At 54.2% G+C, this 22382-nt stretch carries 14 protein-coding genes; 9 read left to right on the top strand and 5 right to left on the bottom strand.

Annotated features, from left to right (window positions below; translation table 11 throughout):
• Positions 1–107: 107 nt before the first annotated feature.
• Entirely contained in the window at positions 108–1361 is a 1254-nt protein-coding gene (tyrS, locus tag V6575_RS09590) for a tyrosine--tRNA ligase (RefSeq protein ID WP_340274081.1), read from the top strand.
• Positions 1362–1419: 58 nt separating this feature from the next.
• Here tyrS and V6575_RS09595 read toward each other — a convergent pair whose 3' ends face one another.
• On the bottom strand, positions 1420–4740 hold the full coding sequence (locus V6575_RS09595) for an AsmA-like C-terminal domain-containing protein (RefSeq protein WP_340274082.1): 3321 nt from the start codon (positions 4738–4740) through the stop codon (positions 1420–1422).
• A 202-nt stretch (positions 4741–4942) separates the two neighbouring features.
• On the opposite strand from V6575_RS09595, the gene bcp reads away from it, so the two are divergent.
• Positions 4943–5410, top strand: a complete 468-nt coding sequence (bcp, locus tag V6575_RS09600; protein WP_340274083.1) for a thioredoxin-dependent thiol peroxidase — start codon at positions 4943–4945, stop codon at positions 5408–5410.
• 367 nt (positions 5411–5777) lie between these two features.
• Complete coding sequence (locus tag V6575_RS09605) at positions 5778–7109, top strand: M23 family metallopeptidase (RefSeq protein ID WP_340274084.1); 1332 nt, start codon at positions 5778–5780, stop codon at positions 7107–7109.
• Positions 7110–7183: 74 nt separating this feature from the next.
• Here V6575_RS09605 and prfB read toward each other — a convergent pair.
• The 3 genes from prfB to V6575_RS09620 all read right to left on the bottom strand — a co-directional run bounded on the left by prfB (position 7184) and on the right by V6575_RS09620 (position 12355).
• A protein-coding gene (gene prfB / locus V6575_RS09610; protein WP_340274085.1) for a peptide chain release factor 2 occupies positions 7184–8315 on the bottom strand; the annotation gives its coding sequence in 2 pieces (ribosomal slippage) (positions 7184–8245 and positions 8247–8315; 1131 coding nt in all).
• Between the two features lie 128 nt (positions 8316–8443).
• Positions 8444–10897 carry a penicillin-binding protein 1A gene (locus tag V6575_RS09615; protein WP_340274086.1) on the bottom strand — a complete coding sequence of 818 codons (2454 nt, stop codon included), beginning with the start codon at positions 10895–10897 and terminating at the stop codon, positions 8444–8446.
• A gap of 165 nt (positions 10898–11062) precedes the next feature.
• Positions 11063–12355 (bottom strand): N-acetylmuramoyl-L-alanine amidase, encoded by a 1293-nt coding sequence (locus V6575_RS09620; protein WP_422785553.1) that lies wholly within the window; start codon positions 12353–12355, stop codon positions 11063–11065.
• Between the two features lie 672 nt (positions 12356–13027).
• Here V6575_RS09620 and V6575_RS09625 point away from each other — a divergent pair.
• A complete protein-coding gene (locus V6575_RS09625) occupies positions 13028–15793 on the top strand; it encodes an Rne/Rng family ribonuclease (protein WP_340274088.1) in 2766 nt (921 codons plus the stop codon).
• 103 nt (positions 15794–15896) lie between these two features.
• On the opposite strand, the gene V6575_RS09630 is transcribed toward V6575_RS09625, so the two are convergent.
• Positions 15897–17060: a pyridoxal phosphate-dependent aminotransferase gene (locus V6575_RS09630; protein WP_340274089.1), complete on the bottom strand. Its 1164-nt coding sequence runs from the start codon at positions 17058–17060 to the stop codon at positions 15897–15899.
• Between the two features lie 152 nt (positions 17061–17212).
• Between V6575_RS09630 and V6575_RS09635 the strand changes: the two genes are divergently transcribed.
• The 5 genes from V6575_RS09635 to aat all read left to right on the top strand — a co-directional run bounded on the left by V6575_RS09635 (position 17213) and on the right by aat (position 22358).
• Positions 17213–18619 carry a M48 family metalloprotease gene (locus tag V6575_RS09635; protein WP_340274090.1) on the top strand — a complete coding sequence of 469 codons (1407 nt, stop codon included), beginning with the start codon at positions 17213–17215 and terminating at the stop codon, positions 18617–18619.
• A gap of 71 nt (positions 18620–18690) precedes the next feature.
• Positions 18691–19491, top strand: a complete 801-nt coding sequence (locus tag V6575_RS09640; RefSeq protein WP_340274091.1) for a DsbA family protein — start codon at positions 18691–18693, stop codon at positions 19489–19491.
• Between the two features lie 296 nt (positions 19492–19787).
• Positions 19788–20261, top strand: a complete 474-nt coding sequence (gene accB / locus V6575_RS09645) for an acetyl-CoA carboxylase biotin carboxyl carrier protein (protein WP_340274092.1) — start codon at positions 19788–19790, stop codon at positions 20259–20261.
• A 13-nt stretch (positions 20262–20274) separates the two neighbouring features.
• Complete coding sequence (gene accC, locus V6575_RS09650; protein WP_340274093.1) at positions 20275–21621, top strand: acetyl-CoA carboxylase biotin carboxylase subunit; 1347 nt, start codon at positions 20275–20277, stop codon at positions 21619–21621.
• Positions 21622–21638: 17 nt separating this feature from the next.
• Positions 21639–22358: a leucyl/phenylalanyl-tRNA--protein transferase gene (gene aat, locus V6575_RS09655; RefSeq protein WP_340274094.1), complete on the top strand. Its 720-nt coding sequence runs from the start codon at positions 21639–21641 to the stop codon at positions 22356–22358.
• Positions 22359–22382: the final 24 nt, after the last annotated feature.

A 22382-nucleotide genomic window follows, 5' to 3' on the forward strand; every position in this document is an offset into this window, starting at 1 on the left:
CAGCTTTTTTCCGCTGGCCACGTGAAATCTTGCCTGACTTCCGATATAGCGGGGCGAAATGGTTTTAAGGTCGGACGATCCGGCATGCTGTCACGGGAAAAATGCATATGAGCGAGTTCAAATCGGAGTTCCTGAAGGTTCTTTCTGAACGCGGGTTTATTCACCAGATTTCGGACCCCAAGGGGCTCGACGAGCTTTGCGCAAAGGAAACCGTCACAGCCTATATCGGCTTTGACTGCACAGCCCCAAGCCTTCATGCCGGTTCACTCGTGCCCATCATGATGCTGCACTGGTTCCAGAAGACGGGCCATAGACCAATTGCGCTGATGGGCGGTGGCACTACCCGTGTCGGTGATCCTTCCGGCAAGGACGAAAGCCGCAAGCTGCTGACAGAAGAGATCATCGAGGAAAACAAGGCCGGTATTCGCAAGGTCTTCGAAAAGCTGCTGACCTTTGGCGACGGCCCGGGCGATGCCATCATGATGGACAACGCCGACTGGTTGATGGGCCTCAACTATGTCGACTTCCTGCGTGACATCGGCCGACATTTTTCCGTCAACCAGATGATCCAGCGGGACTCGGTGCGCCTACGACTTGAGCGTGAGCAGCATCTTTCGTTCCTTGAATTCAACTACATGCTGCTTCAGGGATACGATTACCTTGAAATCTATCGCCGCACCGGCTGCCGTCTGCAGATGGGTGGTTCGGATCAATGGGGCAATATCCTGTCCGGTACTGATCTCGTTCGCCGCATGGAGAACACCGAGGCCTTTACGCTAACGTCCCCGCTCCTGACAACCTCATCCGGTGCGAAAATGGGCAAGACCGCAGCCGGTGCTGTCTGGCTCAACGAGGCGCAGTTGTCCTCCTATGACTACTGGCAGTATTGGCGCAATACCGAGGATGCCGACGTAGAGCGCTTCCTGAAATTGTTCACTGTTCTGCCCATGGATGAAATCACACGTCTAGCTGCCCTGGAAGGCGCTGAAATCAACGAGGCCAAGAAGGTTCTTGCCACCGAAGCCACGGCACTTATTCATGGCAGGGAAGCCGCCGTTGCCGCAGCAGAAACCGCACGCAAGGCCTTTGAAGAAGGCACCATGGCCGAGGGCTTGCCGACCGTTGATGTTCCAAAGGCAGATCTCGAAGCCGGTCTTGGCGTTCTAAGTGCATTTGTCCTGGCCGGTCTATGCGCCTCCAACGGCGACGTACGCAGGAACATCAAAGGCGGTGCTGTCAAGATCAACGACAAGGGCGAGCAAAGCGACAAGCGCCAGATCACATTGGACGATGTCAGCGAGGATGGCATCATCAAGCTATCTCTCGGCAAGAAAAAACACGTTCTCCTGCGTCCGGTGTAAGCTCACCTGAAACTTACTTATCAGCGAGACAAAAGGCCGGATACTCCATCCGGCCTTTTTATTGAAACTCGAACATCTTTCTGAAAATGCCAGGTGCTATGGCGGAAATTGGGTTCACCGACAATTCGGGATTCGCAACGGGGCCGGACAGACGATAGGTCACACCAATCAGACCCTCCCCGGTGTCGCCGCCGAGAGCTAGCCCGAGCAGAGGGATTTTGGCGAAAAAGTTGTTCAGGGCATAGATGGGCACAAAAGTACCATTGAGATCCATGGTCTGTGCATCCAGGTCGACTTCACCTGAGACCGTCCCGCCGATCACAGCGCCCTCAAGGGCTCCGCGAGTGATCGTCAGGGTTTCGTTCAGGCGAGTAAAGGCAATATCCATCGTCTCAAACGACGCCTCTCCTCCGTTGCCTGCTCCACCTCTGGAAACCACAACAGCACCTTGTGAGCGATTGGAATTCGCACCGCCGCGTTGGCTCAGTTTCTTGATCGCCGGATCTTCGGTGATCGACAGGTCAGTGACCCCAAATGTTCCGTTCCAGGTGGTGTAGTCCGCCATATCGACACGAAGGGTCCCCTTGCCTCCTCGCATGCGCTGATAAAGATCAAGGAACTTCAACAGCGCGCCAGAATCATCAAAAGCTCCCACCGCAATACGGCCACCGCCCTGCGGCGCATCATCAATTTCGAAACTGAATGCCGCCCGTCCGTTCAAAAGACCGGTCACATCTGCTGCGGTGACCCCCATGGCATCCGTCTGGATGATCCCGGCAAACCCGCCAATGCTGACCCCGTTAAAGCCTTTCACACGGGACAAGTTGGCGGTAATGGCAAGTCCGTTGGAAAAATCTGAGCTGCTGTCGCCTGTTTTCGTTTTGCCAACCTGCCGGATCAGACCACGTGCATCAAATTCCTCTCCGGAAATCGCAACCTTGTAACGACCATTCTTGCTGCGATTGATCACCAGGGACGCATCATCTCCATTGCGCAACTGGAATTTGTTGAACGACGCATTCAAAAGGTCCCCCGCAAGGGAAAGTGCCAGATTTCCTGCGACATCAACGCCGTCAGAAGTCAGTTCAAAGTTCTGGACCTGCCGGTTCTCATCCGTCTCATTCAACTGGAATGTTACCCGGGCGGGAACGCCTGGAGATTTCTCCCACCCAAGCGCCGACAGTTTGAGCCGCGTCTTGGTCAGGTCAACGTCAAATGCCTTGATCCCGTCAACATCCTTAAAGCTCATTTTCATGGTGCCGCTCAGGAAGTCCGTTAAATCGATGCCCCGTTCTTTCAACTGTTTCGCCGATACATCCAGGACAACTCCCTGGCGCCCCTGAACCTTAGACCCGCCAAGCGGCAGCAAGAGATCAATATCTGCGCTGATACCATCCAGGATGCCTTTGCCCTTGATATCAAGCCGGGTCCGGTCCCCCGTCATGTGAAGGTCTGCACTGGCAATCGAATAACCCTTGATCAGCGCTTTTGAAGTGAAGTTCTTTGCCGTCCCTTCGGCCTTCCATTCGACATCATTCATATTCAGATTTTTCACGAGGGGAAACTGAGCCTCGAAGTGCATCTTTGCAGTGCCGGAAACGCCCTCGGACACCAGGTCAGACTTGTCGAGAATAAAGAACGGGTCACTGTTGAGAATATCGGCAAGGTCCTTGGCACCCCCATCCAGGTTAACGTCGACCACACCAATTTTTCCATCCCGCTCGCGCAGGTTCAAAATGGTAAACATCCCTTCGGGGACGTTGACCTTGCCTCCGTCTTCCGTATCCGAATGACCATCGATTCCGTGCACAAAGAGGGTCTCATCTGCCATCTTCACAGTGCCATGCAGGCCGACAATCCGGGGCACCTGCCCGACAGGATCAACGCTCGCACCGGAATAGGTCATGTCAAGCAGCATGTCGTTACCAGACCAACCCGGATCCGGATCTCTGTAATCAAACGCAGGCGGCCGAACAGAACCCATATATTCTAGGTGTTCGATTTTCCCGGCCTTGATTCGGTCAATAATCCAGCGCCTTGCAGGTGGCACAAGCGTGATCGGCCAGACCTGCTTGGCCAAACCTATCGGAAAGTCTCTGGCATCAAGCGCCACAGCCAGATAGGGGCCATCGCCGCGGATCTCCAACGAACCTGACGCAAATGCCTTAGAAGGGCCAGCAACCAGGGAGGCCTTGTCAAAAAACAGCGTGCGACCGGACGGTGCAAAACGAGCATCGACAGTGATGCCGTCCACCATGATCGGTGAAATGGGAATATCGGAGGAGCCAAATTGAGCCCGATCGGACGACAACCGCAACGCCCAGTCTCCCCCTGGCTCTTTCGGCGGCTGAATATCACCACCAAAATAGATCTGCGTGTTGCCGCGTATCGCATGGGATTTCGCGATCTGGATACCAGGAACGTCGCGTTTCCAGTCAAGCGAGAGAGCGACATCATCGAAACGAACTGCCGTTCGGCCCAATTGGAACCAGCCGTTGCTCATCTTTCCAACCAGATTGGCAAAGGCAAAAGACCCATCAGATTCAAATCGGCTCTCGAAAAGGACACTGAGCGGCAGGCCCAGTCCCTTGCCAACTTTGAGGTCTGTCTCCGGGCTCAACAATTCACCGATGGTGATGTCCTTGATCAAAACCGCCAGACGGCGCTTCTGCGCTTCATGAGAACTATCAGAAACATCACCTTCACCACCGGGACTTCGGGTCATCTGTATTTCCCATGGCCCAACACGTCCTGCAATACGCGCAGTAGCGTCAATCCGTTTACCGTCGCTGCGGGTGACCGACGCATCAATGCCTACAAAAGACCTGGCAAAGACCCCCGTGATTTCCACCTCGCCATTTTCAACATTCACATGTGACAGATTTCGCCGCGCAAATTCGGCATCAACCACATCAGCGACGCGATCAATGGCCTCCATCAAATGGCTCATTTCAGGCAGTTCACGGTCGCTTTTGGGAACGCCAAGGATAACTTTCGGGCGGTCCAGCAGCAAAGACTGGAAGTTAATCGAACCGCTCAGCAGTGCGGACCCATTGAGGGGCGCTTCAACACGAGGCAAAATAATTTCAACCGGGACATCGCCATCCAGACGTAAATGCGCATCCCGCACAACCACCCGAACCCCATCCTCATGAGTAAAATCTATCGATGCATCAACAATTGAGAGTTTGGCGGGCCCAGTGCTGGCTTGTTCTGCCATAAACTTGGCAAACATAGGCAGATGGATCGGACCACTTAGAACAGCGTAGACGAGCGCAGAAACACCCAGAACCAACAAGCCGAGAACAGCAGTTAAAATTATACTGCGTCGACTTCGTTTGCGTTTTGTGGAGGCTTCAGCCTTCAACTCTTTATCCATAAACGTCCAAATACCTGTTCGCCGTTAGCAAGTCATCTCTCCGCATACCGGTAAAATGCGAGTTTTACGGCACCTCAGGAGTTGAACAAGCCGCGTTGCGACCTATGATACTGACAACCAGTTGAAAAGCACTAAAGTGCTTGGGAATAAAGTAGATTTTACCCAGCCAATAAGCGGCTGAGTGTGACCAGAGGATGGCATTATGAGCGAATTGGCAGTTGGCAGTGCGGCACCGGATTTTAACCTTGAAGCAGATGGCGGCCAAAGGGTCAAACTCTCAGACTTCTCCGGTCGTCCTGTCGTGGTTTATTTCTATCCGAAAGACAACACTCCAGGCTGCACCAAGCAGGCAATTGGCTTCACAGACCTGGCAGCTGAGTTCGAAAAGCTCGATGTCACAATCATTGGAATCTCACCAGACAGCGTTGCAAAACATGACAAGTTCATCGCCAAGCATGACCTGAAACTCAAATTGGGCGCCGACCCGGACCAAGAGGCAAGCAACGCCTATGGCGTATGGGTGGAAAAATCCATGTATGGCAAAAAATATATGGGCGTAGAGCGCTCCACTTTCTTGATCGACAAGAGCGGCAAAATCGCAAACCTTTGGCGCAAGGTGAAAATCCCTGGCCACGTTGAAGCAGTTCTCGAAGCTGCGCAAGACCTCTGAGCACACCAATATCCCGGCAGCATGTGCATACAGCCATCTGCCGGGGGTGGGCTTATGTACCCTGGAAGCCCGGCTCCAGCACCAGGCGAGAGCGTTTAATTTCCAAGATCATGATCAAGAATCGTGGCTGTGGCATCAACGGTGCAAATCCAGCCTGTTTCTTATCAAAGTGAGGAAACATTCATACACTCCGGCCTGCAAGTCATTGTTTGCAACCTCGTGAAAAGAACCGATAACCATTTAGGAAACTGATTTCGCTACGGAAACTCTATCAAAAAGGCACCAACAAGCCTCAGAAGCAGAGTTTATTAACCTTACCAAGGTCTAATCGGCATGTTGAATAAGCACGCAGTTATGAGTGATGCCGTTGACCCTTTTTCGCACCGACAAGCCCTTCAAGGCCTATAGTCAGAATCCAACAGAAAGTCAGACGGCTTTCGCTTCAACGGATATATTGCGCTCCATTCAGGCAATGCGCCCAAGAATGACAATCGCTGCTGCATCTGTTTTTGCCGTTGTTTCACTGGGCTTGATTGGCTCAACTGCCTATTTGGTTCTGCGCGATAATGGCCTCGAGGCCTCTCGCAAGCAGCAATTGGCGCTTGAGACAGCCTATCAAGACCGCATTTACCGATTGCGCGCCGAAATCAACCGGCTTGCCAGCCGCCAGGCTATAGATAGAGAAAGTGTCGAGCAGCAGGTTTCCAACCTCATCCAGCGACAGAAAGCCCTCAACGAGCGTCACTCTGTAGTCAGCGATCTGATGAAGCGTGCAGAACGCAATGGCATTCAGCTCGCCATAAGAAACCCGTTGCCAGCTAAAAAGCCGACAACTGATGAAGATCTGTTGGCAGCGATTGCCGATGACGACGGATCTGCTATGGGCGGCGAATCAGAGCCTTTGAAGGATCCGCTTAAAGCACTTGGTTTGCGGGGCTCTACCAGTTCGCTGCCAGAGCAACCAACTGCTGAGAAGATCCAGATTGGTTCTGACGAACAGGCCTCTCTACAGAAGGTTCAAAACGATCTACAGTCGATGGATCAGGAAAGCCGCGTTGCCTTGAACGCATTGGCTGTTGCAACAGAAGCTCGTATTGATGAGATCCTGTCAGCAACCCGCCCTCTCGGCGTCAACCTCAACACGACAAGCGCCTCAGACGCGCGCTCCGGAGTGGGCGGCCCCTACATTCCTTATATAGGGACTGGTTTTACCGGTCGGGCGAAGCGAGCTGAGCGTGCCCTGACTGTTCTGGACGGACTGAAAGCAGCAGCAAAACGGCTGCCAATAAACCGTCCAATGAAGAACGCCAGAATTTCCAGCCAATTCGGCCCGAGAATTGATCCATTTCTGGGTAGAATAGCCATGCACACAGGCATGGATTTCAAGGCTCCCTATGGTGCGCGCGTATATGCCTCTGGCCCTGGTACAGTTATTCATGCCGGCCGCAAAGGCGGCTACGGAAATCTTGTCGCCATTCGCCACGCCAATGGATTTATCAGCCGCTACGCACACCTGAGCCGTCTTCAAGTAACCAAGGGTGACCATGTGACGGCAGGAGATGTCATCGGCAATGTCGGATCGACCGGCAGGTCCACTGGTCCGCATTTGCATTACGAAATCCGTTTGGGAACCGAGCCGCTCAACCCGGCCGGTTTCGTCAAAGCAGGCGACAAGCTGCGAAAAATGATCGATAGCTGAGCTTGAAGTTCATTTAATAAAAAAGGCGCTGCAAACTGCAGCGCCTTTTTTGGGTTATGTAGAAGATCATAATCCTAATCGATGTCGTCTACGACCACCGGATCCCCGCCAAAGACTCGCTGGGCCAGGGAGGCTTCCATGAACTTGTCCAGATCACCATCCAGAACGTCTTGAGGTGAAGTGCTTTCGGTTCCGGTTCTCAGATCCTTGACCAACTGATAAGGTTGCAGAACGTAAGAACGGATCTGATGGCCCCACCCAATGTCGGTCTTGGAGGCTTGTTCCTTGTTCGCAGCTTCTTCCCGCTTCTTCAGCTCCGCCTCATAGAGACGTGCCTTCAGCATTCCCCAAGCAGTCGCCCTGTTCTTGTGCTGTGAGCGTTCGTTCTGACACTGCACCACAATGCCAGACGGCTGGTGTGTGATACGAACAGCAGAATCTGTCGTGTTGACGTGCTGTCCACCAGCACCGGATGCACGATAAGTATCAATCCGGCAATCGCTTTCATTGATGTCGATATCAATCGAATCATCAACCACCGGATATACCCATGCACTCGAAAAGCTCGTATGCCGACGGGCTTGGCTATCGTACGGAGAAATCCGGACCAATCGGTGAACGCCAGATTCGGTTTTCAGCCAGCCGTAGGCATTCTCGCCCTTGATCAGGAGAGTGGCCGACTTGATGCCAGCTTCTTCACCATCATGATACTCAAGCATCTCCACCTTGAAGCCACGCTTTTCCGCCCATCGGCGGTACATGCGCAACATCATGGAAGCCCAGTCCTGACTCTCCGTGCCACCGGCACCGGAGTTGATTTCCAGATAGCTGTCATTGCCATCAGCTTCACCGGACAACAAAGAGTTGAGCTGCAGCTCATTCACCTTGACCAGCAAACCACGAAGCCCCTGCTCCGCCTCTTCGATCACCGACTTGTCATCTTCCAGCTCACCGAGCTCAATCAACTCAATGTTGTCGGCCATATCTTGGGTAAGCGAACGCACACCATTGACGCCATCATCAAGTTGCTGGCGCTCACGCATGAGTTTCTGTGCGTTCGTCGGGTTATTCCACAGCTCCGGATCTTCGGATGCTGCATTGAGTTCATCTAGTCTGACGAGGGCCTGATCCCAGTCAAAGATGCCTCCTCAACAGGCTTATAGCCTGCTTGATTTCATCGACGATGGCTTCCATTTCGGCGCGCATCGGATACCTCGCTTTAGGTGTGAAAGAAACCCGGCGACATATCCCTCTTCAAGAGATATGTCGCCGGGCGAAATCTGAGCCGGACATTAGCGATCAGGAGAGCACCTGTAAACCAAGGCGCAGGTGGATCAATAAAGACCGCCCGTTCCGCTGAGCACGGCTTGTCCTGCTTCTGGCGACACGGTCCTGGGGACCCCCATGTCATCCTGGAAGCCAATGATCGAATAGCTATCAGGTGGTGCCATGCCAGGCTTGAAGGCCTCTAGAATCGTTCCTGGAGTACCAGCAGCGGCTCTAAGTCCCGTACGACGGTTGATCGGGATAAGCTGCAGCCCCTTTGGCACGCGGAACTCGACCGGCGGCCTGTCAGCCAATGCCGCCTTGACGAATTCAGTAAAGATAGGAGCAGCGATCTGACCGCCTGTTGCTCCCCGCCCCATCGACTTTGGCGTGTCATATCCGACAAACACACCAACGGCCAAATCAGGCGTAAATCCCATAAACCAGGCGTCTTTTTCTTCGTTTGTAGTCCCGGTCTTGCCTGCAACAGGTCGGCCGACAGCCCGCACGCTCGTCGCAGTTCCGCGCTGAACCACGCCTTCCATCATAGATGTGATCTGATAGGCGGTCATGGGGTCAAGGATCTGCTCGCGGTCATCAATCAGCTCAGGTTCGTCCTGTCCGTTCCACTCATCCTGTGTGCAACCATCACAAATGCGACTGTCGTGCTTGAAGATGGTACGGCCATACCGATCTTGAATCCTGTCAATCAGGGTTGGCCGAATGCGCCGACCACCATTTGCGATCGTGGCATAGGCTGCCGTCATCCGCATCACGGTGGTTTCACCCGCGCCCAATGACATCGACAGAACCGGTAGCATATTGTCGTAGATGCCAAAGCGCTTAGCATATTCGGCAACCAACGGCATTCCCATGTCCTGGGCCAGTCGAACAGTCATGACGTTGCGCGAAAGCTCAATACCTGTGCGCAAGGTCGACGGCCCATAGTATTTATTGCTGTAATTCTGTGGTCGCCATGTACCAAGTCCGCCGCCCTGGTCGATTTCCAGCGGCGCATCCATCACCACAGAGGATGGGGTATAGCCATTGTCCAGCGCAGCGGCATAAAGGAATGGCTTAAAAGAGGATCCGGGCTGGCGATAAGCCTGCGTCGCCCGGTTAAACTCGCTTTGCGCAAAACTAAAGCCACCGACCAGAGCCAGAACACGGCCCGTGTAAGGGTCCATAGCAACCAGTGCTCCAGAAACCTTGGGAATCTGCCGCAGCTCATAGCTGCCAGGCGCAACCGAGCTTTCCTGAACATAGACGACATCGCCGGGTTTCAACACGTCATCAACGCTATCTGGCGCACGACCTGATACACGGGCCCATTTCATGGTCTCCAAAAACAGCTTGCCCGTCACACGGTCTTCGGGAAGTTTGCCATTGGCCAGTTTCTTTGGCTGAAGCCCAACCGTCGCAACCGAACCGCTACTATCCAGTACAACAGCCAATTGCCATTCAGGCAGATCCTCAAGGGCTTCGACCTTGCTCAGATCTGCCCCCCAGTCTCCAGCAATCGAAATATTATCGACAGGCCCACGCCAACTGCCACGCTTGTGATCAAAGGCGATCAATCCATCCTGAAGAGCTCGCCGCGCGATCAGCTGCATTTTCGGGTCAAGAGTCGAGCGGACTGAAAGTCCCCCTCCATAAAGACGATCCTCACCGTAGATATCAGCGACCTCACGCCGAACTTCCTCGGTGAAATACTCCGCAGCACGAACCTTGGTTCCGCCCTGGCGCGGGGTTACTTTCAAAGGCTTTGCCTTGGCGGCCTCCCCCTCCTTGGCGGTGGCATAACCATTTTCCACCATACGGTCGATCACCCAGTTTCGCCGGGTCGTCGCCCGCTCGCGATCGCGATAAGGGTGGTAATTGTTCGGTGCCTTAGGCAGAGCCGCCATATAGGCCATTTCTTCAAGCGTCAGCTCATGCACCGACTTATCGAAATACAGCAGAGAAGCCGCTGCGACACCATGTGCGCCAAGCCCAAAGTAAATTTCATTTAGATAAAGCTCTAGAATCTCGTCCTTCGTATAGGCCTGCTCAATGCGCAGCGACAGAATCGCCTCCTTGATCTTCCGATCAAAAGATACCTCATTGGTCAGAAGAAAGTTCTTCGCGACCTGCTGCGTAATGGTCGAGGCTCCCTGAGGGCGCCTGCCCGTTCCGATATTCTGGATGTAACGAAGCACAGCACGGGCAATCCCTTCTGGATCGACGCCAATGTGATTGTAGAAATTCTTGTCTTCCGCAGACAGAAAAGCCTGCTTCAATTTTTCAGGAATAGCCTGAATCGGCAGGAAAATACGCCTTTCACGCGCATATTCAGCCATCAGGCTCCCGTCAGCGGCATGCACGCGGGTCATAACCGGTGGCTCGTAGTTTTTCAGAGCAGTGTAATCCGGCAACCCTTCATTCAAGCGCTGCAGATAAATCCACATGCCAGCAGCCAGCAGCAAGCCGAGGGCCGCGCCAATGCCAAACAAATATCCAAAAAACTTCAACAGAAACTTCATACTGCGGGCTCGTCTTTCCCCGGCCATTGATATCGCACAGGTCTTAGCACAAGACTTGTGAGGAGCGCACCGGCCAAGTGCCGGAATTCACAATCACTCAAGATGCCTTCCTCCAGCACCAATATGGCGATGCTGAGGCGTGGTCGTCTAGATCAGCTTTCAAACCTACTGCGCAGCTTTGCTGTTTTCCTGCGCGAATCTTGGACGGAAGAAGCCGTTGATAGCCTCAACCATCGCCACGGCCATCCGCTCTCGCCACTCGTCGGACACGAGGAGCTTTTCATCGTATTCATTTGATAGATAGCCCAGCTCCACCAAAACCGATGGAACATCATGCGCCTTAAGAACGATAAATTCGGCAGAACGATGAGGGTTATTGATCAACCGAACGGCACTCTTCAACTCGGAAACCAGCGTTCGGGCAAAGAAAACCGAGAAATTGCGCGTTTCACGCCGTGCAAGATCAATCAGGATATCCGTCACATCGGCAGGTTCATCATGCAGCTCAACACCGGCAATAATATCTGAATTGTTTTCCTGTTCGGCAACTTCGCCAGCCAAATCATCTGACGCTTCTTCGGACAATGTGTAGACCGTCGCACCGCGCACCAGTTTTTTGCCGCGCCGGACAGAATCAGCGTGAATAGAGATAAACAGGTCCGCATCCAATTTATGGCCGATCTGAACGCGCTCGCCCAGAGGGATGAATGTGTCGTCTTCTCGTGTCAGATAGACTGAATAAAGTCCGGTTTCCTCCAGCTTGCGCTTCAAGATACTGGAGAAATCCAGAACGACAGCCTTTTCCAGCGTCCCGGCAACCCCAACGGCTCCTGTATCAATGCCGCCATGCCCTGGGTCCAGAACAATGACAGGCCGTTGGCCTGAGGTGTCCTTCGGTTCAAGTCGGTCCCCCTTGCGCGCAACCTTGCCCTCTTGCAGTTTCTTGCGGGATGTCCGGGCGAATTCGACAAAATTCTCACGGGTGGTTTTGACAAGGTCAATCACCAGACGGGCCGGCTGATCATCCACAGACGGCAAAACAAACGTCTTGTCGATGGAAACAGGTTCGGCAAGATCGATAACGATCCGAGACTTGCCAGCAGCAAACAAGCCATAGCGCCAAGCTTGGACCAGCCCCCGCCCTTCGTGTCCGGCTTCTTTTGGAAGCTCAAAACGGACCTCAGGCAAATCCAAAATCAGCCGATAAGGATCAGACAGGCCAGAAAGTGTGACATCGACATCTTGAGACAGGTCCAAAACGAATCGCGTTCGAACGCTGTCACCGGCAACACGCGCCCCGAGAATGGTCGGTATCGGTGGCTGCGTCGAAACCGTCTCACCAGCGGCATGGGCAAATTTTCCAAGTCCGCAAATTGCAGCCAGCAAGACAAATATAGAAGTGATACGCGCGCCGAACAGAGGCGCTTTACGTCTCCACTGTCTTGTCGTCACTCTCATTTTAGCCCAACAAACCGCCATAAAATCCATCAATTCGCACAATGCCCGACGTCTTTCAACAGCCGAGAAAAGTCGTCCTGAATAGTCCAAATCTACGTACCACATTCACATTGCTTGCAAAGACGTCACATGGATCGTAAAAGTACCTTATGGATTTCGGTCTGAAACCGATACCATCCCCGGTGATGTAATGCGTATTGTATCCACACATCATCGTGTCCGACGGAAGCGTCAGGGGCCAAATACGAGGCCAACCCCTGCGAAGCAAGCCCGGGCACAGCGGCGGATCGGCATCGGTCGGACCAGGCAAAGTCCCGCCATTGAATATGTCATTTCGTTTCAATCGAATGACTGTCAGGACGGTTCGGAGCAAATTCGTTGCGCATGGGGCGGCTCATAAAGCGACTTTCCGTCGTGAATCGGTTTCCATGTAAGATAACAATGACTTTACCAATCGGGCCGGCGTGCCCCCGAAGGACAGCGCGATGCAAATGGCAAAGAAAATACAAGCAGGCCCCGCTTCGGCGGCCGCTCGTATGCTTTGCATGACCGCGCCGAACGCCACATCCCGTTTCATTCAAATAGACACCCAAAATACGGCAGCACAGGTCGCTTCGGGCGATCCGCGCAGATATTGCGCGATAAATTACGCTGCCGTGGAGACACTCATCAATGGCAAACAAGATGCTGATCGACTCGGCACATCCGGAAGAGACCCGGGTCGTCGTCGTACGTGGCAATCGGGTTGAAGAATTCGACTTCGAAGCAGCTAATAGGAAGCAATTACGCGGCAATATTTATCTAGCCAAAGTCACAAGAGTAGAACCCTCCCTGCAGGCAGCCTTCGTTGAATACGGCGGCAACAGGCATGGTTTTCTTGCGTTCAGCGAGATCCATCCGGACTATTATCAGATCCCCGTCGCTGACCGTCAGGCTCTGATGGATGCGGAAGCCTCTGAAGCTGGGCATGGCGACGACGAAGCGGAAGAAAAGCCCAAGCGGCGTCCACGTCGCCGCTCAAGCGCTGCTACAAACAACGCGGATGAAGCCGTTTCTGCACCAGCAGAAGATGGCGAATCTTCGGAAGATACCTCTCCATCCGACGGCGAACAGCCAGCGGTGAATGAGAATGACGACGTCAAAGCTTCCAACGACGGCGACGAACATGCTTCTGACAGCGATGACGATAACGCGGACGATGAAGATCACGTTGAATCCGTTGGCGCAGAAGACGCCATGGAAGAAGTTCCAGTCCGTCGCCAATCGCGTCGCCAGTACAAAATCCAGGAAGTCATCAAACGCCGTCAGGTGATTCTGGTTCAGGTCGTCAAGGAAGAACGTGGCAACAAGGGCGCAGCCCTGACCACTTATCTTTCCCTTGCTGGCCGGTACTCGGTCTTGATGCCAAACACGGCACGTGGCGGCGGCATCAGCCGCAAGATCACGCAGCCAACCGACCGCAAGCGCCTCAAGAAGATCGCGTCCGAGCTTGATGTGGCTGAAGGCATGGGCGTTATCCTGCGCACAGCTGGTGCAAGCCGCACCAAGGCCGAAATCAAGCGTGATTTCGAGTATTTGATGCGACTGTGGGAAACTGTTCGAGATCTGACTTTGCAGTCGAATGCGCCAAGCCTCGTCTATGAGGAAGGCAGTTTGATCAAGCGGTCGATCCGAGATCTTTATAACAAGGACATCGATGAAGTCCTTGTGGCAGGCGAAGACGGCTATCGCGAGGCCAAGGATTTCATGCGCATGCTCATGCCGAGCCATGCCAAGAACGTCCAGCCCTACCGCGAGCCCTCCCCGCTGTTCATCCGCTATGGCGTCGAGTCCCAACTGGATGCAATGTTCTCGCCCCAGGTAACCCTGAAGTCCGGTGGCTACATTGTCATCGACCAGACGGAAGCCCTTGTATCCATCGATGTGAACTCCGGAAAATCAACCCGCGAGCATAACATTGAAGACACCGCCGTTCAGACCAACCTGGAGGCCGCCGAAGAGGTAACCCGCCAGCTGCGTCTGCGCGATCTGGCGGGTCTTGTCGTGATCGATTTCATCGACATGGAAGAGAACAAGAACAACCGGGCTGTTGAACGCAAGCTGAAGGATTGTCTGAAGAACGACAGGGCCCGCATTCAGGTCGGCCGGATTTCGCACTTCGGTCTTCTGGAAATGTCCCGTCAGCGCATTCGGACAGGCGTTCTGGAAAGCTCCACCTCGCCATGCCCACATTGTAACGGCACCGGCATGATCCGCTCAGTTGAGTCGGTTGCACTGCATGTCTTGCGGTCTGTGGAAGACAATCTCCTCAAAGGCGCAACACACAACCTGCAGATCCGGACCAGCACGGAAGTCGCGCTTTATATCCTCAATCAGAAGCGTCGCAATCTATCTGCTTTGGAAGCACGCTTTGCCGTCGAGATCGAAGTTCAGGCTGACGAGATGATCAATGGTCAGCTCTATGTTCTGGAGCGCACGGATCTTGTTGACAGGAATCTGCATCCACAACCTGTCATTCCGATTGTCCAGCCGGACACGATAGACCCACGCGATGAAGAGCCCGATGAGCTCGAAATCGAAGAAGATGAAGCCGAAACTGAGGTTGAAACGAAAGAACAGCCTGAAGAAGAAGCTGATGGTGATCGTGATCGCCGCCGTCGCCGTCGTCGAAAGCGTCGCAGAGGTGGTTCAGACAACACTGATAGCGAGAGCACGACCGAAACAAGCAGCTCATCTGACGAAACCGCTGCAACTGCACAGGGCGAAGCCAGTGAAGCTGAAGAGCCGTCTCAGGCAGATGGCGAAGAAGAGCCACGGCGCAAGCGCCGCAGAGGACGTCGTGGCGGTCGCCGGGGACGTCGTGGTGGCGAGGAGAATGCTCAGCTTGACGAAGATGGCAATGTAATTCCAGCTCAGGAAGGAACTGCAGAACCCGCAGATGCAGCGAATGGCGCTGCGAATACCTTTCCAGGCACAGGGACAACGGAAACCAAGACAGCAGAAGAAAGCTCGTCAGAGGCGTCCCCGAGCGAAGCAGGAGTCGCCAACGCAGCTGAAGCACAATCAGCAGCCACAGCAGAGCCAGGTTCCAACGCAGCCACCACAGCAACAGATGCCGATATTGAAACCACTTCAGCGCCTGTTCCGGAAGTTGTGGCCGCAGAAAAAATAACGGAAGCGGCAAAGGCTATCGAAACACCTAAGGTCAGTGAGCCTGTTGCGGAAGAACCTGCAACGGCTCCGACACCAAAGGCTGTTAAGCCTGAGACTGTTGCTGAGCCAGAGGCCGTAGAAGGTGTCACACCGACAGCGGCTGAAGCTCCGGCACCGAAAAAGGCTAAGGCACCTGTCGAGCCCGTCGTTACCAGCGAACGCTCGGACGATAGCGAACACAAGCCAAAGCGCGGTGGCTGGTGGCAGCGCCGCTCGTTCTTCTAGGAACCACCATAATTACGAACGTAAAAAAGGCGGCTTCATCAGCCGCCTTTTTTATAGCTGCCTAAAAGAAGGCATCCATCCGCACGAAAATTATGTCAGGCAATCACCCTAGCCATGACTTCAGGTTCGTTAACGCCAGCTTCATATCGTTAAAGGATCCCGCGAAGGAAAACCGCGTAAAACCCGCACCCTTGGTGAGATCAAAATCGGCCCCGGGCGTCGCTGCGACACTGGCCTCGTGAAGCATGGCACGTGTAAATTCAAGGGAGTTCTGAGAAAAGCCGCTTGTGTCAGCGTAGATGTAAAAAGCACCATCGACCGGCAACAGTCTGTCAAATCCGATCTCCGGCAGCCCTTTCAACAACAGTTCCCGGTTCCGCGCATAGCCTGCCTTGACAGCCTCCAGCTCATCACCGCCAGCAAGAGCTGCTGTTGCTGCAATTTGAGACAATTCGGGCGGTGAAATATACAGGCTCTGCGCAATACGCTCGACCGGTCGCATCAACACCTCAGGCAGAATCATCCAGCCGATCCGCCATCCCGTCATGCAGTAATATTTGGAGAAGCTGTTGATGACGATGACGTTCTGTGAAGTCTCAAGGGCTGTCGCCTGCTGCTCCTCATAGGCCAGTCCATGATAAATCTCATCCGAGATGAACCAGATGCCCTCATCTTCACAAAAACCAATCAGGGCGGACAAGGCATCCGGCGACATCATCGTTCCGGTTGGATTGGCCGGACTGGCGACCAATACTCCGCGAACTGGACCGTCAACTTGGGCAGCTGCAATCAGATCCGGTGTCAGGCTCCACCGGGTGTCCGGACCAACTTCAATCTCGACCGGCACCAGCCCCAATGCCTTGATGATATTCCTGTAGGCAGGATAGCCAGGCGACGTCAGGACAATTCGGTCTCCAGGATCGAACGCTGCCAGAAACGCCAGGTTGAACCCAGCAGATGACCCGGTGGTCGCCATAAAGCGCTCTTCGGGCACATCAACGCCATATGTCGTCTGATAATGCTTGCGTAAACCGGTTCGGAGACTTAAAAGACCGCGCGCGACAGTATATCCAAGTCGACCATGTTCAAGAACTGCCCGCGCAGCTTCGAGAGCTGTCTGAGGAGCTGGAGCCGCAGGTTGCCCCACTTCCATGTGAATAATCCGGCGACCTTCAGCCTCAAGTTTCGCGGCCTCTGACATGACATCCATTGCTAAGAAAGGCGCGACATCACTGCGCCTGGAAGCTGTCAGCCGGTGGTCAGACATTCACATATTCTCCAAATTTATCCGTTCACGGCTTGCTTCTAGCATTTCGATGACCAATTTGTAACAAGAGCGCTGCTTGACCCCGAGAGCATGCGTCACCTAGGGTCAAAGATCGTTTGGAAAGCTGAAACATGGCGGCTCGCCGGGGATTCATGAAGCAAAATAGACTGTTCGAATTCGCAATACCGTTTTGTAGAAAGATAACGGCAACAGCTTGCGCGTCCGCAATCGCACTGCCTTTGATCGCAGCTCCAGCCAGCGCACAAGGCGGAAAACTTTCTCTTGTGCGCGACGCTGAGACAGAAGATCTACTGAAAGACTACGCGAGACCGATTTTCAAGGCCGCTGGCATCGGCGACTCTCCGGTGGAAATCATTCTCGTCAATGACAAGACCTTCAACGCCTTTGTGCCTGATAGCCGCCGCATGTTCATCAATCTCGGCGTCATCATGGAGGCAGAAACACCCGGCGAAGTCACGGGTGTCATAGCCCATGAGACCGGACATATCGCAGGCAGACACCTAGTACGGCTCCGCTCAGCTGCAGCCAATGCCCAGATCATGACAGTAATAGGCATGATCCTTGGTGCCGGAGCCATGGCAGCCGGGGCAGCAACAGGCACTCCAGGCGCTGCTCAAGGTGGCGCTGCCGCAGCGCTCGGCGCAGGCTCCATCGGCCAGCGCTCATTCCTGTCCTATCAACGCGGTGAAGAAGCCGCTGCCGATCGCGCCGCCCTCAAGTACCTCCGGGCAACAGGCCAGAGTGCGAAAGGCATGCTCAAGACATTTGAGCGTTTCGCCGACCAACAGCTGTTTGCCTCACGCTTTGCCGATCCTTATGCGATGAGCCATCCAATGGCCCGCGACCGCTTTCGAGCATTGGCTGAAGCCGCGCAAAAGAGCAAATATTTCAACACCCCTGATTCTGCTGAATTCACACGGCGTCATGCCATGGTGCGCGCCAAGCTTCTAGCCTACACAAGCCACCCTCGGGCTGTCGCACGGGCTTACCCACGTTCTGACAAAAGCATGCCGGCACAATATGCACGTGCCATTGCGGCCATGAAAAGCCGAAGCCGGGGCGCGATAAAACAGATTGACGCCCTGATCCGCCAGCAGCCAAACAATCCATATTTCTATGAAGTCAAAGGACAAGCCCTGCTTGAAAGCGGCAATCCAAAAGCTGCTATTGCGCCATTTCGCAAGGCCGTCTCCCTGAAGCCGAACGAAGGACAGTTTCTCATCTGGCTGGGCTATGCCCTAGTTGGATCAAACAATCCGGCAGTTCTTGCTGAAGCTGAAAGCGTCTTGAAAAAAGGTCTGCACCGGGACCCGAACTCAAGCGTTGGCTACAGCCAATTGGCCATTGCCCATGCCCGCCAGAACGAGCGGCCACAGGCTGATCTGGCCACAGCGAGAGGTTTGATGGTTGCAGGTGATTTTGATGCCGCAAAGCGCTATGCGGCGCGTGCTCAAAAGAAATTGAAGCGTGGAACACCCGCATGGCTTCAAGCAGATGATATTGTGTCCTACAAACCACCTAATTTGAAACGCAGATAGGCCACAGAAGCCTTTCCGGATCACCGGATACGCCCAACACGCCGCTGACCAAAGCGGCACAGGAGACATTGATGTTCGACCTCCCTCTCGCCCTGCACCGCGCTGCAAGCTCGTGCCGCGCACTGGCCGCTGGAACGGCCCTTAGCGTCTGCGTCCTGGCGGGCCTGGCAGCCCCGACACCGTCTTATGCACAGGCACTGGACAAATCCGGCGTTGAAACAATCGTTCGCGATTATCTCATCCAAAACCCGGAGGTCATCCGCGAAGCACTCGAAGAATTGGACCGCCGCGAAAAGGCTGCTGCAGAAACAGCCCGACTTCAGGCCGTTACGGACAGTGCAGACGTACTGTTCAACTCCACTCGGCAGGTTATTCTTGGAAACCCGGACGGTGACGTCACTCTGGTTGAGTTTTTTGATTACAACTGCGGCTACTGCAAGCGCGCCTATGGAGACATGGTTCGCCTGATGGAAGAAGACGAAAACTTGCGGATCGTCCTGAAAGAATTTCCTGTTTTAGGACAAGGCTCTGTTGAAGCTGCCCAGGTGGCCGTGGCCGTCAACACTGTCGCCCCAGATAAATACGGCGCATTCCATGAAGCGCTCTTGCTACAGCGCGGCCAGGCCAATTTGGCCAGCGCAGTCAAGGCTGCAACAGATGTCGGCGTTTCGGAAAACGACCTGAAAAAAGCCATGGAAGGCGATGAAGCCGGGCAAACAATCGAGGAAGTTTACACGCTTGCAAACAAACTCGGCCTCACAGGAACGCCATCTTACGTTGTCGGCGATGAAGTGGTCATGGGCGCTGTCGGCTTTGATCAACTGAAGCAAAAAGTCAGTTCAATGCGCGATTGTGGCCAAACGACCTGTTGACCGGGAAGCTTCGATTAACGCCATGTGCAATCGGGGCTTTTCCTTGCCATAATCAATGCTTATAAGATGCAGAACCGAGCGCATGATGCGCTTGAAAAAATTCCTTTTGCCCTCCTGCTGCTGATGACGATTTCATCAGATGCAGGCGGGCAAACAAATTAGTGTTAGCTGGCGAGGCCAAACCATGGACGACTGTCTCATGTGGTCTCACAGCCGTTGACCGGAACCACGTGGCGTTAAGTGATCGCCCAGATGGCCCGGGCAAAAGAAAGCCCGAATACGGAAAGCCCTGAAGCATGTCGAAAGATAACAATAAATTTGACACGGACCTGGTTCGCGATCTCGCGGTTCTGCTGGATGAAACGAATCTGAGCGAGATCGAACTGGAGCAATCCGACTTCCGCATCCGCGTCGCTCGTCACATCCATTATGACGCGCCTGTTGCCTTTACAGCACCTGCCGCACCAGCAGCCCCTGTCGTGGCATCATCTGCTCCTGAAGCACCTGTCGCCCCTGCAGTCCCAAGTGGCCCGCATCCAGGAATAGAAGCCTCTCCAATGGTCGGCACGACTTACCTGTCGCCAGAGCCTGGCAAGCCACAATACATCCATGTCGGCGACAAGGTGACAAAAGGCCAGACGATCCTCATCATCGAAGCGATGAAAACCATGAACCACATTCCGGCGACAAAGTCCGGTACGGTGAAGGAAATTCTCGTGACCGACGCCCAGCCCGTCGAATTCGGCGAACCGCTCATCATCGTCGAATAAGGACCGCCTCGGCATGTTCTCCAAGATTCTCATTGCCAACCGCGGTGAAATCGCACTCCGTATCCTTCGCGCCTGCAAGGAACTGGGTATTTCGACCGTGGCAGTCCATTCAACAGCTGACGCTGACGCGATGCATGTTCGCCTGGCCGACGAAAGCGTCTGCATTGGGCCACCTTCTGCCCGCGACAGTTACCTGAACATTCCACAGCTCTTGGCTGCCTGTGAAATCACCGGCGCCGATGCTGTTCATCCTGGCTACGGTTTTCTGTCGGAAAACGCCCGTTTTGCCGAGATCCTCGAAGCTCATAATATCGTCTTCATCGGCCCAACATCCGATCACATCAAGATCATGGGCGACAAGATCCAGGCCAAGCAGACGGCCAAGGAGCTGGGTATTCCAGTTGTTCCAGGATCTGATGGCGGTGTTGCGCCTGAAGATGATGCCCATGCAATTGCCAACGAAATCGGCTATCCGGTTTTGGTCAAGGCAGCAGCAGGCGGCGGTGGTCGTGGCATGAAGGTCGCCATGACCTCAGCTGATCTGGACAATGCCATGTCAACGGCCCGTACAGAGGCGAAAGCCTCCTTTGGCGATGATGCGCTCTATATGGAGAAGTATCTTGGCAAGCCGCGCCACATCGAGATCCAGGTTCTGGGCGATGGCAAGGGCAATGCTGTTCATCTAGGTGAGCGCGACTGCTCCTTGCAGCGTCGTCACCAGAAGGTGCTGGAAGAAGCCCCCTCTCCTTGCCTGAATACAGAGCAACGCTCGAAAATTGGCGAAACGGTAGCCGCCGCCATGCGCAAGCTGAAATACCGCGGCGTTGGCACAGTCGAGTTCCTCTATGAAAACGGCGAGTTCTATTTCATCGAAATGAACACCCGTCTTCAGGTCGAACATCCTGTAACGGAAATGATCACTGGCATTGACCTGGTCAACGAACAGATCCGGATTGCCGCTGGCGGCTCCCTTGACATGACCCAGGATGACATAAAGTTCGAAGGCCACGCGATTGAGTGCCGGATCAACGCTGAAGACCCACGCACCTTCATGCCGTCTCCTGGAACGATCACTTATTACCACCCCCCTGGCGGATTGGGCGTCCGTGTCGATTCCGGTGTCTATCAGGGCTACAAGATCCCGCCGTTTTACGACAGCCTGATCGGCAAGCTGATTGTTCATGGGCGCAACCGCGTTGAATGCCTGATGCGGCTGCGCCGCTGCCTTGACGAAATCGTCATCGACGAGATCAAGACGACTATTCCGTTGTTCCGCGATCTGGTGGACAATCAGGATATTGCCAACGGCCAATATGACATTCACTGGCTTGAACAATATCTGGCTGAAAAGGCGGACTGACTTTTGAAAAGTGCCCTATGACAGAGCACAATGACAACATCGTTATGGAAATCACGCCGCAGGTTTTGCTGAAAGCTTATGCCTGCGGCCTGTTCCCGATGGCTGAATCGGCTGACGATCCAAGTCTGTTCTGGCTTGAACCAGAGCAGCGCGGCATTCTTCCGCTCGACAAATTCCACATACCGAAGCGACTGAAGCGCACCATTCGCGCAGACGTATTCGAGATCCGCGTCAGTACCGATTTTAACGCCGTGATCAGCGGTTGTGCTGCTTCAGTTGGAGAGCGGCAACAGACCTGGATCAACGCAGAGATCCGCCGACTTTATGGCGAACTCTTCGAGATGGGCCATTGCCAAACCGTTGAGGCCTGGCAGGACGACAAGCTGGTTGGTGGCCTTTATGGGGTCAATCTCAACGGTGTTTTCTTCGGCGAAAGCATGTTCACCCGCACCACCGACGCCTCAAAGGTTTGCCTTGCACACCTTGTTGCCCGGATGATTTCCGGTGGCTATGCCCTTCTGGACACCCAGTTTGTCACCGAACACCTGACCCGCTTCGGCGCCATCGAAGTCAGCCGCAAAGAATACAGCGGCATCCTGTCCTCTGCCCTGAAGCTGAAAGGCGACTTCCATGCGCTCAGTAGCAGCACCGACTTCCATGCGCTCAGTAGCAGCACCACAGGCACTGACATCTTGGATGTGCTTGATGCCCATTGCACCGCCTCAGCCGCCGGTTAAACGTCCATCATCAGCAACTCACAC

The organism is Roseibium algae (assembly GCF_037783265.1).
Lineage (GTDB): Bacteria > Pseudomonadota > Alphaproteobacteria > Rhizobiales > Stappiaceae > Roseibium > Roseibium algae.

Bases quoted from the DNA above. Each gene is read 5' to 3' on its own strand.
- V6575_RS09635 (WP_340274090.1), top strand. From the start codon at position 17,213: ATGAAGCAAAATAGACTGTTCGAATTCGCAATACCGTTTTGTAGAAAG.
- aat (WP_340274094.1), top strand. From the start codon at position 21,639: ATGACAGAGCACAATGACAACATCGTTATGGAAATCACGCCGCAGGTT.
- V6575_RS09625 (WP_340274088.1), top strand. From the start codon at position 13,028: ATGGCAAACAAGATGCTGATCGACTCGGCACATCCGGAAGAGACCCGG.
- bcp (WP_340274083.1), top strand. From the start codon at position 4,943: ATGAGCGAATTGGCAGTTGGCAGTGCGGCACCGGATTTTAACCTTGAA.
- V6575_RS09595 (WP_340274082.1), bottom strand. From the start codon at position 4,740: ATGGATAAAGAGTTGAAGGCTGAAGCCTCCACAAAACGCAAACGAAGT.
- V6575_RS09620 (WP_422785553.1), bottom strand. From the start codon at position 12,355: ATGAGAGTGACGACAAGACAGTGGAGACGTAAAGCGCCTCTGTTCGGC.
- accB (WP_340274092.1), top strand. From the start codon at position 19,788: ATGTCGAAAGATAACAATAAATTTGACACGGACCTGGTTCGCGATCTC.
- V6575_RS09615 (WP_340274086.1), bottom strand. From the start codon at position 10,897: ATGAAGTTTCTGTTGAAGTTTTTTGGATATTTGTTTGGCATTGGCGCG.
- V6575_RS09630 (WP_340274089.1), bottom strand. From the start codon at position 17,060: ATGTCTGACCACCGGCTGACAGCTTCCAGGCGCAGTGATGTCGCGCCT.
- accC (WP_340274093.1), top strand. From the start codon at position 20,275: ATGTTCTCCAAGATTCTCATTGCCAACCGCGGTGAAATCGCACTCCGT.
- V6575_RS09640 (WP_340274091.1), top strand. From the start codon at position 18,691: ATGTTCGACCTCCCTCTCGCCCTGCACCGCGCTGCAAGCTCGTGCCGC.
- tyrS (WP_340274081.1), top strand. From the start codon at position 108: ATGAGCGAGTTCAAATCGGAGTTCCTGAAGGTTCTTTCTGAACGCGGG.